Here is a 17730-nt window from a genome sequence, read left to right on the forward strand (position 1 = left end):
ATACACAGTCATTTCTATCCAACTACTGATGCAGCTGGATCTATTAATCTTTGCCATAGCTTGCAAACGACCTTACGGGTATCGAGCCAATTCGCAGCACTCACTTGCATGGATTGATTTGCAAGGGCTAAACGATGACTCTCGGCACGTTCACGGAGATAAGCTTGAATCAATGCTGTCGCATCGGCGCTGGATAAGCAGCCAGTTTTTGCGGCATCCTCAAGGATTCGTACATTGTCGGAGTAATGGGCGAGATCAGGATTCGTCCCACTCCATGCTAATACTGCATACTGTGCCATAAATTCGATATCAACGATACCACCTGCATCCTGTTTTAAATGAAAAATTCCATCTTTTTTTTGCTCATTTGATGAGCCTAAATGGTCTTTCATTTTTTGACGCATTTTTAGCACTTCTGCTCTCACCGTTTCTTCATTTCGAGGCAAAGTTAAAATACGACAGCGTAATTCCTCAAACTTTTCTCTTAAGCTTTGCTCACCCGCTATACTACGCGCACGAACAATCGCTTGATGCTCCCAAAGCCATGCATTTTTAAGTTGGTATTGCTCAAAAGCCTTAAGGCTTGTGACGAGAAGCCCAGCTTCTCCTGAAGGACGCAATCGTGTATCAATCTCATACACACGACCATCTAAAGTTTGGGTTGTCATCAGCGACATGAGCTTTTGCCCAACACGCATCGCAAATTCAAAACCACTAATTGGTTTCAAGCCATCTGTATCTGCCTGCTCATCCATATAGTGGATAAAGACTAAATCAAGGTCTGAACCATACCCAAGTTCAATACCGCCTAATTTCCCATACCCAATGACACTGAATGCCATATGATTTTTTGAACAACGCTGACCATCTGCATCTACTGGGTAACCATGTTTTTTTGCTGTAATTTGATATGCTAAATTCAAAGTTGCTTGAACTGAAACCTCAGCAATATCGGTGAGCGCATCAGACACACGCATCAGTGGACTTTCAGCCAATACATCACTTGCTGCTACAGTCAAAACATTCGATTTTTTAAATAAGCGCAATACGCGCATTTGATCTTCCACTTGATCAATTTCAATACGCAGCAGCTGCTGTCTGAGTGAATCCTCCAAATCTTGGCGTTTAGGTAACTCAAAATCCATCGATAAAAACTCATCGAGTAAAACTGGATAATGAGTTAACTCTTCACAAATCCATGGGCTTACAGTCGCCATTTTAACGAGTCGCTGTAATGCTCCTTTACTTTCAATTAACATTACCAAATAGACTGTTCGCCGCATCACAGATTCAACCAGTGGCATCAGCCTTACCAAAGCGACTTGTGGATTATCCGATTCAAGAACAGCTTGAATCAGATGAGGCCAAAACTCTTTTAAACGATTAACTGCTTTAGCGGGTAATTTTTTGATGGCATGTCCATACCAAAATTCACGAACCAAATTTTTAGCAGACTCATCTAAAACTTCATTCAATTGCTGCTCTATTTGGCTAAAGCTTTCAACCAATGGATCTACTTCTTTTTCTTTAATTAAATGCTCAAACTGATAAGTTACTATAGCGCGCTGATCATTGAGAACATTTAAGAAAGCATCCCAACTCTCAAATCCAAGTGTCTCTACGATGCGATTTCTTTGGTCAGGTTCTGTAGGCAGTGATTGAGTTTGTTGGTCGTTCAACGCTTGAATGGCATGTTCCACACGACGCAAGAATAAATAAGCATTTTCAAGCTCATCCACCACTTCAGGTTCAAGTAATCCAACAACCCCCAAATGATGTAGACTCACTAAACATTGACGGTCTTGTAGCTCAAGTTTTGAACCACCATAAATCAACTGGAAAACTTGAACGATAAACTCGACTTCACGAATACCACCTGCACCAAGTTTAATATCATCTTCAATATTTCTACGTTGAACTTCACGCTCAATCATCGCTTTCATTTCACGCATCGCTGCAAAAGCAGTGTAGTCCACATAACGGCGGAATACAAAAGGTCGAGTCATTTCCAGAAGCTCATCCCCTTCCTTTCCTCCTGTAACAATACGCGCCTTTATCCATGCATAACGCTCCCACTCACGCCCATGTTGACTGAGATACTTTTCAAGTGCCGCATGACTGATTGCTAGTGCTGAACCATCACCCCATGGTCGCAATCGCATATCCACTCGGAATACAAATCCATCTGCGGTGATATGTTCCAACAAATAAATAATTTTTTGCCCCCAAAGGATGCAAAATTGCTGAACATCAATACATTTACGACCATTGGTTTCACCTTGCTCATCGAAGGCAAATATAAGATCAATATCACTGGATAAATTAAGTTCCTGAGCCCCCAATTTACCCATTGCAATCACGATAAGGTCTTGAAGCTTACCGTTATAGCCGATCGGCTCTCCATGTTTGGCTTGCAATGGACGATAAGCGAAGCTTTTGGCTGCATCAATACTGGCATCGGCAAAGTCTGAAAGCTCACGAGTCAATGTAATAACTGAAATGAGGCGGTTCGCATCCTGCCAAATCCACCGAAACATTAACCGTGCTCGCAAAATTCGAATTTTTTGCATCCATTCTTTTTCATCCTGAATGTCAGCAAGTTCTTTTTGTACAATGTGATAGATTTGTTCAGTACTTAAAAATTTATTAAATTGATCAGATGAATAATCTTGTTCTAATAATGTTTGATGTAAATTATAAACTTGTTCCGCGTATTGACTGGCTCTAAGAGTTTTTTGCAACTGATCAGCATTCATTTGAAAAAAAGCCTGAATAAATCTAAAACTCTTTTATATCAGTCCTTACGCAATTTGTGGACTATTTAGTTCACTTTTTCCAAAGATGGTTGATTACTCGTATTTGGGGTGGCAGGTAACGCTGCATGAGTGTCTGCTTCAGGTAATATGACTTTAAAAGTCGTACCTTGACCTTGTTGAGAACTGACACAAATTTCACCATGATTCAAATCAACAAATCTTTTACATAACACCAAACCTAAACCAGCACCTTTTTCACCAGATGTACCACGAATAGATACCTTCAAATCCGGTTGAAAAAGCTTCTCAATTTGCTGTGGTGTCATACCTAAACCTGTATCTCGAATGGCAATTTCGACACCTTGATCGCATTTTGATGCTTCAATATAAACTTTTCCAGTTCCATCCACATGAGTAAACTTCAAAGCATTGGATACCAAGTTTTGAATCACTGATGTGATCATATTAATGTCGGCAAAGACTTTTAACTCTTGCGGCACACTTTCAATTAATTGAATATTTTTTTTCACAGCCAACGTGTTTAAAACATCAAAAACGATTTTTGTCACCTGTTTAAGCTCAAACTGAATAGGATGATAGACAAATCTCCCGCCTTCAGCCATTGCCCAATTTAATAGGCTTTCCAATAAGTTATAAGTCGATTGAGCGGTATCATGTAAATACTCAGCGATATTCTGTACACTGTCCTCATCCAAACTTTCACGCTCATTGGCCAATACATCAGAAAAACCTAATAAGCCATGAAATGGTGCGCGTAAATCGTGTGCAATGATTTGAAAGAATTTTGTTTTACTGAAATTAAGCGCCGATTGTTGTTCATATAATTCTTTGAGTTCCGCATAATCCGAATGAAGCTCTAATATACGAATTAAGCTCATTGAAAAATCATAAACCAGTTCTAAATTTTGATCATCAAAAGGTTGGTGCTGATTATCAAATAAAATCACTTGACCAATTGAAAAATGATCATTCACTTTTAAATCAATGGCTATAATTCGCTCGTGATCAACTCCGAGTTGATGAATATGTGCTGAAAAAGATGAATAATTAGGATGATCACGACTGATCGAAGTTTGACCCGCGAAATATGGTAATAATTTTGCTTTTTTATTGGCATTAAAAGCTTTAAATCCATTTGGAGAAGAATGCCACACATATGGTTCATCATGAAAAGCTAAGATTGCTGACTCCGCATTTAAAATGCCACGCGCAAATCTTAAAAAACTCTCAAGTTGATTTTTTGGCGTTGATACACCGAGTAAAAGAGACATTTTGCAGGCACTGAGCTGATCAGCTTGATCGACATCTATAAATTCTATTTTCATGTCTACATCCTGCCATGGAGTAAAGGGGAATAATGATCGATTACATTTTATTTTTTCATTTCACAGTAAAGAAATGAAACCTTATTTCATCAAGACTAATACATTCTCAAATATTAAGAAAGTGCATTTTTGAGGACTGAATATCTAGCTAAAGCATGAGTCGTACTTTATAAAACGTAAGCGTCTAGTGAAGATCGATTGAATAAACCATAACTATTTATTATTAAAATAAAATTTACTCAATCCTTATCTTATATTATTCATCAAATCTTCATTTGAAATTTTAAAATTCCTTTATTTATTTAAAACAAATAAAAAGGCCCTCAAGTCTAAATATGCTTGAAGGCCTTTAAGTATTTGGTCCCGAGGGTCGGACTCGAACCGACACGTCATCTCTGACAGCGGATTTTGAGTCCGCCGCGTCTACCAATTTCACCACCTCGGGAAAGGTTGTGTTCGGTATAATATCGTTTTTCTTTTCTTTGTCAATGCATAACCTGACTCAAGCGCCTATTTTTAAATCAATAGCATGCATTATGCTTTTTTAACCACCAAACTCAGCTCGAACTGGGCAAAAAAAGCATATACTAATGCCAAAATTTTTGCTGATTCCATTTTTATATTCTTATGCAACTATCTGATTTTAGCTTTGAACTCCCAGACGAACTTATTGCCCGTTACCCTCTTGAAGAACGAAGTGCTTCTCGCCTGCTTCATCTTAAGGCGGATGGTCAGTATGATGATCACCAATTTACCGATATTTTAGACCTGTTTAATGAAGGTGATTTATTAGTTCTCAATGATACCAAGGTAATGAAAGCTCGCTTGAAAGGTAAGCGTGCTTCGGGTGGTGCGATTGAGGTTCTGGTTGAAAGAATGCTTGATCAATTTATTGCTCATTGCCATATCAAAGCAAGTAACTCACCAAAACCAGGTGCTGAGCTTTTTGTCGGATCAGATGAGGTTAAAGTTACGGTTCAAGGGCGCCATGAAAATCTCTATGTGGTGGAATTTTCCAAACCAATCTTAGATGTATTGGATCAGTATGGTGCATTGCCTATTCCACCTTACTTCAACCGAGAAGCAGAAGATATTGATACTGTTCGTTATCAAACCGTATTTAATGATCCTACAAAAATTGCTAGCGTTGCTGCTCCAACGGCGTCTCTACATTTTGATGAACAACTATTAAAAAAACTTGAAGATAAAGGTGTAAACAAGACATTTGTCACCTTACATGTGGGTGCAGGTACCTTCTTACCAGTACGCACCACTGATATCGAAAATCACATCATGCACAGTGAATGGTGCCAAGTCAGCGATGAAGCTATGGCGTTGATTAAGGCGACTAAAGATCGAGGCAATAAAGTGATTGCCGTCGGAACGACTGCAACACGGGCAACTGAAAGTGCGGCTCAAGCCAATGATGGCGAACTGAAGGGCTGGACTGGTGATACTCAGATTTTTATTTATCCTGGTTATGAATTTAAAGTAGTAGATCGCTTAATTACTAACTTCCACCTTCCAGAATCAACATTATTAATGCTTGTCTCAGCCCTGTCCAATCGTGATTATATTTTGAATGCGTATCAACATGCTGTAAAAGAACGCTATCGTTTCTTTAGTTATGGTGACGCAATGTTGATTGACCAAGCAAAAGATTAGGATCTGATCTATGCCGATTGATTCTGTTCAGCAACTGCTTCACCTTCGCACCCGAAAGAACAAGCAAATTATGGCCAGTGTTGATCGGCTTTGGGCTCTTGGACGTTCTGCTCAACATTCTGATGACATCCTGCAAGGATTACATCCATGGGGTTCGAATACCCAACTCTTTTTTCACAATGGCATACCTAAATTTTTAGTTACGCTTGCCATCATATTCATTGTTTTTTCGCTCTTTCCTATTTTTGACACATTAAAATGGATGGCATATAGCGCATCGGCGATACTTATCCTGATTGCATATATAATTTATGAACCGAATAAACCTATTCATGAAGTGATTTCATTTCTTGAAGAGCGAATGATTGGTTTTAAATTCGGTATAGAAGCTTATTCATCGCCATCACACCTTGGAACAAATAGACATAACACCTTGATCATAAGTCAGCTAAGGCAAAAATTTCCTTTGTTTAACCAAGGCAACCATGCCAATGACATTTTAAAATTTGCCTCTACCACGTGGAAAAACGCTCAAAACCAAGATTTCCCTGTTATGCTTTTTCATTACCGATTTATTGATGAAGTCAATCTGCCTGAGCAAAACAAAACACCACAAAAATTAAAAAAAATTGAACGTCATCGTTGGGGCGTATTTGTATTTGATATATCACCACTAGGATTAGCGACGACCAGTAGAAAGAAAGGGTTCACCACACCATATACAGAGCGCTGGGAGAGCAGTGATTTAGAGCTACGTAAAAAAGTTCAGATTTACGGTACAGATCGTTTACAACTCGCAAAGATCATGACGCCATCAACCACACTCAAACTGATTAAATTTTATCGAATTCACCAGGGCGACTTAATTTTCCACCCTCATGACCAAATCATGTGTTATTTGGGAGATCGCGATTTATTTGACGTCACACACAAACTTGAAATCAAAGAGATCAAAAATATATCCGCTTTGCGCGGTTACTTAAGAACATTAACCATGCCAAATTATCAACAACTCAAACAGAGCATGCTAAACTTAGTCGCATAATAACGATCATATTAGGTAATGCGCGTGGGCTTATTCATTTTTCTTTCCATCTTTGTTTTGATTATTGTCTGGGGAATATGGGTTCGAAATAATATCATTCGATATTTGAATGCTTCTCAGCGTGCTTGGTCAGATGTCACAAATTTTGAACGTCAGAAAATTAAAACATTAGATGATCTTGAACAAAATTTATCTCAATACACTGAGTTTGAAAAATCAACATTAGAAAATATCACAGCCTTACGACAACAAATCCTAAATCTCAATACACAATCATCTGATATAGCTCAGCTTCAGCATATTGAAGCGCTAAGTCAATCGTTAATGAAAAGTTTAAATGTGGTTGTTGAAAATTATCCAGATCTCAAAGCTGATCAGCTTTACAACCAAATGATGCATGACATTCAAGAGCAAAATGAAAATGTCAGTGCTGCAATTTCAATATTCAATCGAAATGTCGAAGAGTTTAATAACTTGATTCAAGTTTTTCCGAATAACTTAATCAACAGTATCAGCCTCGCAAAGAAACCTATTCGCCCATTTACCGATCATAAAGCGCAACAAAATTTTGATTATCGCCCTAATTTCAAATAAGGATTCCACCTTAAAAAGTGGCAATATCTTAGAGAATCACGTTGTTTATCCATTACGATTTATTCATATTAAGATACGCTAAAAACTGTATAGCTGGGCGAAAAATAAGCAGATATCTTCATTGTTTAGCAAGATCATGTATCTCTTGTAATTTTTCATAAACAAAAATCCAAGTCGTTAAGAATAATGTAATTTTTCTAGCATAAACTGCGCGAATCTAGGAAAATAGAGCGCTTTATCGCTATCAATCAGCGAACTGTTTTTTCGCCTCGATTTGGACAATTTATGAAGTTTGAAAAATTAGGTCAGTCTGGTCGCGCTCGACGCGGACGCTTAACCTTGGAACATGGTGTCGTTGAAACACCGATGTTTATGCCTGTCGGAACTTACGGCACTGTTAAAGGCATGCTCCCACGTGATATTGAAGAAATTAAATCACAGGTCATTTTAGGGAATACCTTTCATTTATATCTACGCCCTGGCCTAGATGTCATTCGTGAGCACGGTGGTCTACATGGTTTTATGAAATGGAATAAACCAATTTTGACTGACTCTGGTGGCTTCCAAGTATTTAGCTTAGGCGCAATGCGTAGTATCAAAGAAGACGGCGTAACATTCCGCTCTCCAATTGATGGCTCTAAAGTCTTTCTTTCTCCTGAAATTTCGATGGATATTCAACATACATTGAATTCAGATATCGTGATGATTTTTGATGAATGTACACCTTATCCAGCGACTCACGAAGAAGCTCAGAAATCTCTACAACTTTCATTGCGTTGGGCAAAGCGTTGTAAGACTCAACATCATGATGTGTTAAAAAACCGCAATGCTCTGTTTGGTATTATTCAAGGCGGCATGTATGAAGACCTCCGCCAAGAATCACTAAATGGATTAAAAGAAATCGGTTTTGATGGTTATGCGATTGGCGGTCTTTCTGTAGGCGAGCCAAAAGAAGAGATGATCAAAGTCCTTGATTATCTTCCAGAGCAAATGCCTGCGGATAAACCACGTTATTTAATGGGTGTTGGCAAACCAGAAGACATCGTTGAAGCTGTTCGTCGTGGTGTAGACATGTTTGACTGTGTAATGCCAACTCGTAACGCACGTAATGGACATTATTTTGTTACGGACGGTTTAGTGCGTATACGAAATGCGAAATACCGCCATGATCAAAGCCCACTTGATCCGCATTGCGATTGTTACACCTGTACCAACTTTACCCGTTCGTATCTATACCATTTAGAAAAATGTGGTGAGATGCTTGCATCAATGCTTGGCACAATTCATAACCTTCGTTATTACTTGCGGTTAGCAGAAATGATGCGTGATGCATTAGATAACGGAACATTTGATGATTTTGTTCACGATTTTTATGCACGCCGTGGGCTTGAAGTACCCCCTTGTCCGCAAGATTAATACATCAGTATTTGCGCTGAGCAAAAAGACAATGTAAATTGCTGAACAAGCCGATTTTTTATCATCTTTTTTGATATTTTTAGTTTAGGAAAATGAAATGAGCCTTTTTATTTCGACTGCACACGCAGCTGGTGAAGCTGCACAACAACCAAGCTTAGTTGCTAACTTATTGATGATTGCAGTATTCATTGCAATTTTCTACTTCTTAATTTGGCGTCCTCAAGCAAAACGTGCGAAAGAACATCGCACTTTGGTTGAGAGCTTAGGCGTTGGCAGCGAAATCGTTTTTGCAGGCGGTTTAATGGGCCGTATTACTAAACTCGAAGGTGATTTCGCTGTGGTTGAATTAAACCGTGGCAACGAAGTTAAAATTCAGCGTGCAAGTGTGATTTCAGTATTACCTGAAGGCACTCTAAATAACCTTTAATTATAAAATAGTCGTGCAGCTGCACGACTTTTTTCATTTTAAGAAGAAAGCGAATGCGTTACCCAGCATGGAAATATTTACTCATTCTAGTTGTACTAGTCGTGAGTACATTATATGCCCTGCCAAGTTTGTATCCTGATGAACCAGCTGTCCAAATTTCTGGTGCAAAAGCTGGTTCTGTCATTGATGACACAGTGATTCAAAAAGCAGAGCAACTATTAAAAAGCAACAATATCCAATCCCACAATAACAGCTTTACTCAAAATGCTGCCCTTCTACGTTTAGACAGTTCTGAAGCCCAATTAAAAGCAAAAGATATCCTACGTGAAGGTCTGGGTGAAAACTATGTTGTTGCATTAAACCTCGCACCAACAACACCTGAATGGTTACAGAAAATCGGTGCACGACCAATGAAACTTGGTCTTGATTTGCGCGGTGGTGTCCACTTCCTCCTTGAGGTGGATATGGACAAAGCTATTGCGCAGCGTATGGAAACTTCGGCTGCTGATTTGCGACGCGAATTCCGTGAGAACAAGATCAAATTCAATAGTCTTTCATTGAATAACAATGCGATCACTGTTCAATTTGCTAACAATGAAGATCGTGCAGCAGCGATGGATCAACTTCGTCGTAACGGCAATAAATATACTCAACAAGCACTTGCAACTGAAAATGGTGCCAGTCTTCGTTTAACCTATACAGACACCACGAAGCAAGAAATTCAGTCATATGCGTTAGATCAAAACTTAACAACACTTCGCAATCGTATTAATGAACTTGGTGTTGCAGAAGCATTGGTTCAAACCCAAGGTAGCAACCGTATTGTGGTTGAATTACCAGGTGTCCAAGACACAGCTGAAGCAAAACGTATCTTAGGTCGTACAGCAAACTTAGAATTCCGTTTGGTGTCTGATCTAAATGATCAATATATTGATCCTTATTCAGGGAAATATAATGGTCAACCCTTACCTCCAGGGACAGAAGTATTCGCCTATGAGTCTTTAGACAGTGGTCGTGAACTTTTACTTAACCGTAATCGTATTCTGACGGGTGAGCGTGTACAAAATGCTTCTTCAGGCTTTGGACAAGATAGTGGTACAGCAGAAGTTAACATTACCCTTGATAATGCAGGTGGTAAGTTAATGTCAGATGCGACTCGTAGCGCTGTTGGTAAGCGTATGGCGGTACTGTTCATTGAGAATAAACAACGTATCAGTTACGTTGAAGATCCTGAAACAGGTGCACAAACTGAAGTACGCACACCATATACTGAATCTGTCGTCATTAATGCAGCGAATATTCAAGCAGTACTGGGTTCACAGTTCCGTATTACTGGTTTAGATTCACCTCAAGAAGCAGCTGAGCTAGCTTTAATGCTTCGTGCAGGTGCGCTCGCTGCACCAATGTACTTTGTTGAAGAGCGTGTTATCGGTCCAAGCCTAGGTCAAGAAAACATCGATAAGGGCGTACTATCCACTCAAATTGGATTTATCCTAGTCGCAATTTGGATGGTGGTATTCTTCCGCTTATTCGGTGTCATTGCGAACTTCGCTCTAGTATTCAACTTAGCCATGATCTTGACGGTTATGTCTTGGATCGGTGCTTCATTAACGCTGCCAGGTATTGCAGGTATCGTTATTACCATCGGTATGGCGGTGGATGCAAACGTTCTAATTTGCGAGCGAATACGCGAGGAAATCAAATGGGGAGCATCGCCTAAACAGGCGATTGTTGCAGGTTATGATCGAGCTTATAACACCATCTTTGACTCGAACTTAACCACATTCCTTGTTGCATTTATCCTCTTTGCCATTGGTACTGGTCCGATCAAAGGATTTGCCGTGACACTCATGATTGGTATTGTTTGCTCGATGTTTACTGCGATTACAGTAACCCGTGCAATTGTACAGATCATTTACGGTAAAAAACGTAACTTGAAAAAGTTGAGCATTTAGGAGATCTATCATGACTGAAAATACTCAACTCGAATCAAAACAATACGGCCGTCCAGACAACGAACGCGTAATTCCTTTCATGAAGATTGCAAAGCCAGCAGCTTGGCTTTCAATCATCCTGACTATTGCAAGTATCTTCTTTATCGCGACTAAAGGTCTGAATTTAGGATTAGACTTTACTGGCGGTGTTGCAGCTGAATTGAATTATGCCAATCCTGTAAAACCCTCTGAAGTGACGCAAGCATTAAGTGATGCGGGTTTTAATGATGCTGTTGTTCAAACCTTAGGTTCTGAACGAGATTTAATGGTTCGTATGCCCGTACAAGAAGATATTGAAGCGGAAGATCTAACCAAAGCAATTACCACCGCAGTTCAATTAGACAATAATACCGTGACTGTACCTAAGGTAGATGTTGTTGGTGGTCAAGTCGGAAACGAACTTTACATTAAATCAGCAGGTGCTGTGGCTTTGGCTCTGATTATCATGCTGATTTATGTGACGATTCGCTTCGAATTCAAGTTGGCAATGGGTGCAGTTCTATCGCTATTTCACGATATTATCGTGACTCTTGGTATTTTTGCATTGATGCAGTGGCCATTTGACCTAACCGTTTTAGCTGCTCTTCTAGCGATTATTGGTTTCTCATTAAACGATAATATTGTTGTCTCGGATCGTATTCGTGAGAACTTCCGTAAAATTCGTGGGGCAGAACCTCTTGAGATCATCAATATTGCATTGACTGAAACCTTACGTCGTACCATCCACACTTCGATGACGCTATTGCTTGTGGTCGTTGCTATGATGATCATGGGCGGCGATGGTTTGAAATGGTTCTCGATTGCAATGTTTGTCGGTGTTTTTGTCGGAACATATTCTTCGATTTATATCGGTACTGCATTTGCATTGTGGCGTGGTCTGAACCGCCAAGACTTTATTGTTCAAGTAAAACCTGAATTCGAAGAGGAAGAAGAAATTCCTCAATAAACCTTCAGTACAAAAAAGCCCATCAAATGATGGGCTTTTTTAATGTTGAGTGATTTGAATTTGAGGAATTGCAAAACCACGGCAAGAATATTCACTTCGCCATGCGACTGTCAGCATACAATTCATGATTTCAAAATTCTGATACGCAAATACCCCTAAGACTGGATGCTCACAAATCCCACCCATATGTGTGATATGGGCATTGGTATTCAACTCATTTAAGCTCATGCGTATTCCCATCCCATGTGCCTTCAAAACTGCTTCCTTAATGGTCCAGACTTTAAACCAATAGCGAGAATCAAAATCCAATTCTGCCCATATCGCATATTCCTGTGGATGAAATGCATGTTTTGCTAAGGCTTCGAATCGAATTGATCGATTCAGCTCCTCAATATCCACACCCAAATCTCGGATGATATGTGAGGTAGCTAAAGCATAATAATGTTGACTATGACTATGATTAAACTCAAAGTTTGAAAATTCCTTCAAAAAAGGTTTTCCATCTTTTGTTAGGTCAATATCCTCATTTTTTATTGTTCTGTTTAATTTACTTCCTAGTAAGCTGTTGCGATATTGGTAAATCATGTTTTTTCTAAGACTGATTTCTTCTGTGCGTGTGAGATTTTCAGAAACTTGAAAAAAAGAAGAAATTTTTGAAATATCAATTTGAATATGACGGGTCATAATAGGGTTCTCAATGATTCCATTTATCTTAATTTATTCGCATCATAAAAAAAGCCCAAACTTCACATTTGGGCTTTCTGAACTGAATTTACAATTGATTAACCGCGTTTGAACTTCTTCTCGGCTTTCTTAAACTTCTGTACATAACGACGTTTTCGTGCCGCAGTACGTTCATCAATTTGAGATTTACGACCTTCAAATGGGTTTTCTGAAGTTTTGAATTCAATTTTTACAGGTGTACCTTCAAGTTTATACACTTTACGGAACACGTTTTCTAAGTAACGACGATAGTCAGCTGGGGTTTTATCAACTTTATTACCGTGAATCACAATCGTAGGTGGGTTTTGACCACCAATATGCGCATAACGCATTTTAATTGCACGACCTTGAACTTTAGGTGGATGATGCGCATCTGTTGCATCTTTTAAGATCTCAGTGATTTTCGCTGGAGATACTTTCAAACGTGAAGATTCATATGCACGGTGGATTGAAGGATAAAGCTCACCCACACCTGTACCATGCAAAGCAGAAATTAAATGGATTTTTGCCCATGGAATAAAGTCAAAACGACGCTCAACATCCAATTTACATTGTTTGCGATCATATTCTGACATATTGTCCCATTTATTGATCGCAATCACCATCGCACGACCAGCTTCAATCGCATATCCAATCAAATGCAAGTCTTGCTCAACAATACCTTCACGCGCATCAACAACAACAACAACAACGTTGGCATCTTTCATTGCTTGTAAAGTCTTTACGATTGAGAATTTCTCAATCATTTCATCCACTTTGCCTTTACGACGAACACCAGCAGTGTCAATGAGCGTATATTTTCGACCATCACGCTCAAATGGGATGTAAATTGAGTCACGTGTAGTACCAGGCTGGTCAAAAGCAACGACACGTTCTTCACCTAACAGGCGATTAACTAATGTTGACTTACCTACGTTCGGACGACCGATAATCGCTAGACGGAGCCCAGTATCTTCATCACGCTGTTCACTTAGGTCATCTTCTGGTACATCTTCAAGTACTTCTTCGAGCATTTGTTGAACACCACGCCCATGGCTTGCAGCCACTTGCATCGGTTCCCCCATACCCAACTTAAAGAACTCAACCAATGCTGCCTCTGCATGGACACCATCGACTTTGTTGGCAACTAAAAATACTTTTTTACCGAGTGTACGTAACTCACGCGCAATCTGTTCATCAGAAGCTAGAAGACCTGCACGCGCATCGACAACAAAGATAATCATATCTGCTTCATGAATCGCAGTTTTAGACTGCTCTGCCATGTAAGAGTCGATCCCACCTTCGTTTTCACCGATACCGCCAGTATCTACAACGATAAATGATTTATTTTGATAAACTGCATCACCATATTTACGGTCACGAGTAAGACCGGCAAAGTCTGCAACAAGCGCGTCACGACTTTTGGTAATCTGGTTAAACAGCGTTGATTTTCCGACGTTCGGACGACCAATGAGCGCAATAACGGGTTTCATAGATTAACCTTTAACAAGATCAGCCAACTCAATTGGCCTGAACATCAGAAACTGTGGAAGAAGTTAGACGAATCATCTACTTAAAAATAAAAATGTCGGGGTCTGAAAATTCAACACCCCGAACTTAAAATATGCATTCAGCGACTAGTTTACCATAAGCAGAGAAAAAATTAACGATTCTGCCAAATTGTAAGTGCGCCTGTACGTGTCACTGAGTAAAGCTGATTGTTCACTACACGCAACGAACGTACTTCACCACGCGTTTTTTCGCGACCAACAAGTTGACCATTTTTAGGATCTACAAGGTGGAGTACCCCCTCATAATCACCTACCACTAAATACTGACCCAACATTACGGGGTTGCTTAATTGACGGTTAAGCAATTGATCATTAGTCCATAACGGCTGACCCGTCACCAGATCAAACGATACAATTTTACCATCTGTTTGCGTGACGAAGACTTGGCGACCTGCAACTTCAGCACGGTTAATACTGCTTGCATCTTCACTCCAAATCACACGTTGCGAAACTAGATCTAGTACAGTGACTTGGCCTTGATAGCTAGTGGTTACAACCAATTGTCCTGCAACGATTGGATCTGCATCCACATCAACTAAACGCTGTATATCAGAACGACCATCGCTGACTGCCACACGTCTTTGCATACGCAAAGTTCCAGTGAGACTATCAATTGCGTACACGTATGCATTTGACGAGGCCACTAACACTGTTCGTGGGTCTAAGCGCACAGGTGAAGCTTGACCGCGTAAGCTCAATTGTTCGTTTGGCATACGATAAGTCCACACTTGTTGACCTGTTTTTTCATCCAGACCAAACACCGTACCGTCATTTGCAACAACGATCACTCGACCAGTCTGAATAAGCGCCGCACTCAAAATTGCACCACTTAATTGCGCAGTCCAACGGATATCACCCGTTTTTTGATCGAGAGCAAACAGTTGACCTTTCTTGTTGCCGACGATCACTAACCCATTGGCCGCTTCAACACCTGAACTTAAACCAAGCTTGGTAACTTGTTTTTCCCAGACACGCTGCTTACCTTGATATGCAGAAACCTGTCCCTTAGGATCTAAAAAGTATAAAACACCTTGATCATTCGCCATTCTCAAACGCAATGGATCAGCAGTATCCGTCGCTGAAACATTATGTGAAAAAATAGGTGCTAAGCTCACCGATTGCTGAATTTTAGGCAACGGATTAGGTTTCACCTTTTCTTCTTTCACCGTATTGCTTGTACACGCCATTAGTGCACACGACAATGTCGCTAGAACAAAAGAAATTTTATACTTTCTATCCATTAAGACTCATCCGTTTGTATATCTAAAATTGGGCGCTCAATTTCAGGATCATCTACTAATATGCCAACACTTTCGAGTTTAATTTGTAAGATTTGGCGTTCTTGTTTAGTTGCAATTAAGTTATCCCACGCGCTCTGATAAGCTTTTTTCGCATTTTCAATATCATTCTTAGCAATATAAATATCGCCACGTGCTTCATCTACAGTTGTTTTGAAAGCGGGCAAATTTAACCCAGACAGTGTTTTTAAAGCCTCATCATATTTTTTTTGTGCCAGTTGAGCATCTGCTAAACGAAGCTTAATGATGTGTTGTAAACCTTCATCTTTGATTTGAGCATTTTCAATTTTTTTCAATTCACGTTCAGCTTTAGCATAATTCTCTTGGTCATAAGCCAATTTTGCCATTACAAATTGCGTTTGAACCGCATGAATCGAATCAGGATTTTCTTTTACAATTTTTTCAGCAGTTCCATCCAAAGCAGTCGCTACTTTAGGATCAGTTGTTGCAGCTTTAGCTTCATCAACTAAGAGCTGTACTTTAGCAGTCTGTATTTGATCTTCTGCTACGTTTTTCTTCTTCCAATATTCCCATCCGAAAAAGGCGATCAGGGCAAGAAGAATCAGCGTAATCAACGCCGATCCATATTTCTTAAAAAACGACTTTGCTGTATGCAGTTGTTCTTCGTCAGTCATTGCGCTCATATGATCGCCCTTTCCTTATGTTCTTAAATTTATTTTGAAGATAGTTTATCAATGATGAACGGCACAATGTCATTGACCGCTACTTGTGTCTGCTCTGCTGTAGCCAACTCTTTGACTGAAAGTTGTTGCACCTCAGCTTCACGCTCACCAAAGATTAAGGCATAAATTGCACCAGACTGATCCGCTTTTTTCATTTGACTTTTCATCGAGCCTTGAGAGCCAACTTTCAGACGCACTGAACTACTTGCAGCTTCAAGTTGATCTCGAATTTGCTCAGCCAAAACTAAAGCTTTACCTTGCGTCGCAGGATCTGCAAGTAAAAATACTTCACAATCACGTACTGGTATATTGTCTTCTACTTGTTCTAAAAGAAGCAATAAACGCTCAATACCCATTGCAAAACCAACCGCAGGAACCGATTGATCTGGTTTACCTTTTAACTGACCCACTAAACCATCATAACGACCACCAGCGCAAACCGTACCCTGTGAACCCAGATGTGTCGTCGTCCATTCAAATACAGTTTTATTATAGTAATCCAAGCCACGAACCAACTTTTGGTTAATGACAAATGAAATACCTGCATCGGTTAGATATTGCTGTAATTGTTGGAAATGTGCCAGCGTCTCTTCACCCATAAAGTCATGAAGTTTAGGCGCATTTTCTAAAATGCTTTGAGTTTTTGCATCTTTAGAGTCCAAAATACGCAGTGGATTCGTCGTTAAACGACGCTGCGAATCTTCATCTAAATCTGACTTATGTGATTCTAAAAACTCAACCAAGGCTGCGCGATAAGCTGCACGCTCATCTGACTCACCTAAAGTATTGAGCTCTAATTGAACTTTGTCCGCAACACCCATCCGTTTCCACAGACGCGCAGTCATCAAAATCAGTTCAGCATCTTGATCAGGAGTTGCAACACCAAACGTTTCCACACCAAATTGATGGAATTGACGGTAACGACCTTTTTGCGGTTTTTCATAACGGAACATCGGTCCAATATACCAAACACGCGGTGTCGCACCACGAAGCAAATTATGTTCGAGCATAGCACGTACACAACCCGCAGTACCTTCAGGACGTAAGGTCAAAGACTCAGGAGGATTACCTTTATCTAAGAACGTATACATCTCTTTTTCAACGATATCCGTTGCATCACCAATAGAACGCTTGAACAAGTTTGTCTGTTCAACCATCGGCAAACGAATTTGTTGATAGCCATAGGCATCCATCAAACCAGACAGATGCTGTTCAAGACGTCTCCAAGCTGGGGTTTGCGTTGGGAGAATGTCATTAAAACCTTTGATTGCGACGATTGAACTCATG

14 protein-coding genes and 1 tRNA gene are annotated in these 17730 nt (G+C 39.8%); 7 read left to right on the plus strand and 8 right to left on the minus strand.

The annotated features are described in order from the left end of the window. Nucleotides 1-14: 14 nt before the first annotated feature. The 3 genes from glnE to AC1M85_RS12125 form a co-directional block, all read right to left on the minus strand. Nucleotides 15-2756, minus strand: a complete 2742-nt coding sequence (glnE, locus tag AC1M85_RS12115; RefSeq protein ID WP_488213152.1) for a bifunctional [glutamate--ammonia ligase]-adenylyl-L-tyrosine phosphorylase/[glutamate--ammonia-ligase] adenylyltransferase — start codon at nucleotides 2754-2756, stop codon at nucleotides 15-17. A 65-nt stretch (nucleotides 2757-2821) separates the two neighbouring features. Further along, a complete protein-coding gene (locus AC1M85_RS12120) occupies nucleotides 2822-4102 on the minus strand; it encodes a sensor histidine kinase (protein ID WP_488213153.1) in 1281 nt (426 codons plus the stop codon). Between the two features lie 358 nt (nucleotides 4103-4460). After that, nucleotides 4461-4547 (minus strand) — tRNA-Leu (locus tag AC1M85_RS12125). 182 nt (nucleotides 4548-4729) lie between these two features. On the opposite strand from AC1M85_RS12125, the gene queA reads away from it, so the two are divergent. The 7 genes from queA to secF all read left to right on the plus strand — a co-directional run bounded on the left by queA (nucleotide 4730) and on the right by secF (nucleotide 12189). Next, the gene (gene queA, locus AC1M85_RS12130; RefSeq protein WP_488213154.1) at nucleotides 4730-5767 is read left to right on the plus strand and encodes a tRNA preQ1(34) S-adenosylmethionine ribosyltransferase-isomerase QueA; all 1038 of its coding nucleotides are present in this window, start codon (nucleotides 4730-4732) and stop codon (nucleotides 5765-5767) included. 10 nt (nucleotides 5768-5777) lie between these two features. Next, nucleotides 5778-6812, plus strand: coding sequence for a hypothetical protein (locus tag AC1M85_RS12135; protein ID WP_488213155.1), 1035 nt, complete (start codon nucleotides 5778-5780; stop codon nucleotides 6810-6812). 24 nt (nucleotides 6813-6836) lie between these two features. Next, nucleotides 6837-7406, plus strand: a complete 570-nt coding sequence (locus AC1M85_RS12140) for a LemA family protein (RefSeq protein ID WP_488213156.1) — start codon at nucleotides 6837-6839, stop codon at nucleotides 7404-7406. A 285-nt stretch (nucleotides 7407-7691) separates the two neighbouring features. Then, nucleotides 7692-8822, plus strand: coding sequence for a tRNA guanosine(34) transglycosylase Tgt (gene tgt / locus AC1M85_RS12145; RefSeq protein WP_035265598.1), 1131 nt, complete (start codon nucleotides 7692-7694; stop codon nucleotides 8820-8822). A gap of 97 nt (nucleotides 8823-8919) precedes the next feature. Continuing rightward, entirely contained in the window at nucleotides 8920-9249 is a 330-nt protein-coding gene (gene yajC, locus AC1M85_RS12150; protein ID WP_035265599.1) for a preprotein translocase subunit YajC, read from the plus strand. A 53-nt stretch (nucleotides 9250-9302) separates the two neighbouring features. Then, nucleotides 9303-11204: a protein translocase subunit SecD gene (gene secD / locus AC1M85_RS12155; protein ID WP_035265600.1), complete on the plus strand. Its 1902-nt coding sequence runs from the start codon at nucleotides 9303-9305 to the stop codon at nucleotides 11202-11204. Nucleotides 11205-11211: 7 nt separating this feature from the next. After that, nucleotides 11212-12189 (plus strand): protein translocase subunit SecF, encoded by a 978-nt coding sequence (secF, locus tag AC1M85_RS12160; RefSeq protein ID WP_179999020.1) that lies wholly within the window; start codon nucleotides 11212-11214, stop codon nucleotides 12187-12189. Between the two features lie 39 nt (nucleotides 12190-12228). Here the strand turns inward: secF and AC1M85_RS12165 are convergent, their stop codons facing one another. The 5 genes from AC1M85_RS12165 to hisS all read right to left on the minus strand — a co-directional run bounded on the left by AC1M85_RS12165 (nucleotide 12229) and on the right by hisS (nucleotide 17729). Then, nucleotides 12229-12873, minus strand: coding sequence for a 4'-phosphopantetheinyl transferase family protein (locus tag AC1M85_RS12165; RefSeq protein WP_488213157.1), 645 nt, complete (start codon nucleotides 12871-12873; stop codon nucleotides 12229-12231). A 98-nt stretch (nucleotides 12874-12971) separates the two neighbouring features. Then, a complete protein-coding gene (gene der, locus AC1M85_RS12170) occupies nucleotides 12972-14384 on the minus strand; it encodes a ribosome biogenesis GTPase Der (RefSeq protein ID WP_035265604.1) in 1413 nt (470 codons plus the stop codon). 170 nt (nucleotides 14385-14554) lie between these two features. After that, nucleotides 14555-15703, minus strand: a complete 1149-nt coding sequence (gene bamB / locus AC1M85_RS12175; RefSeq protein ID WP_481589256.1) for an outer membrane protein assembly factor BamB — start codon at nucleotides 15701-15703, stop codon at nucleotides 14555-14557. Beyond that, complete coding sequence (locus AC1M85_RS12180) at nucleotides 15703-16404, minus strand: YfgM family protein (protein ID WP_481597936.1); 702 nt, start codon at nucleotides 16402-16404, stop codon at nucleotides 15703-15705. The genes bamB and AC1M85_RS12180 overlap by 1 nt, the downstream gene beginning before the upstream one ends. 29 nt (nucleotides 16405-16433) lie before the next feature. Continuing rightward, on the minus strand, nucleotides 16434-17729 hold the full coding sequence (gene hisS, locus AC1M85_RS12185; protein ID WP_035265610.1) for a histidine--tRNA ligase: 1296 nt from the start codon (nucleotides 17727-17729) through the stop codon (nucleotides 16434-16436). Nucleotide 17730: the final 1 nt, after the last annotated feature.

This window comes from Acinetobacter sp. 24-47-64, from assembly GCF_057737055.1.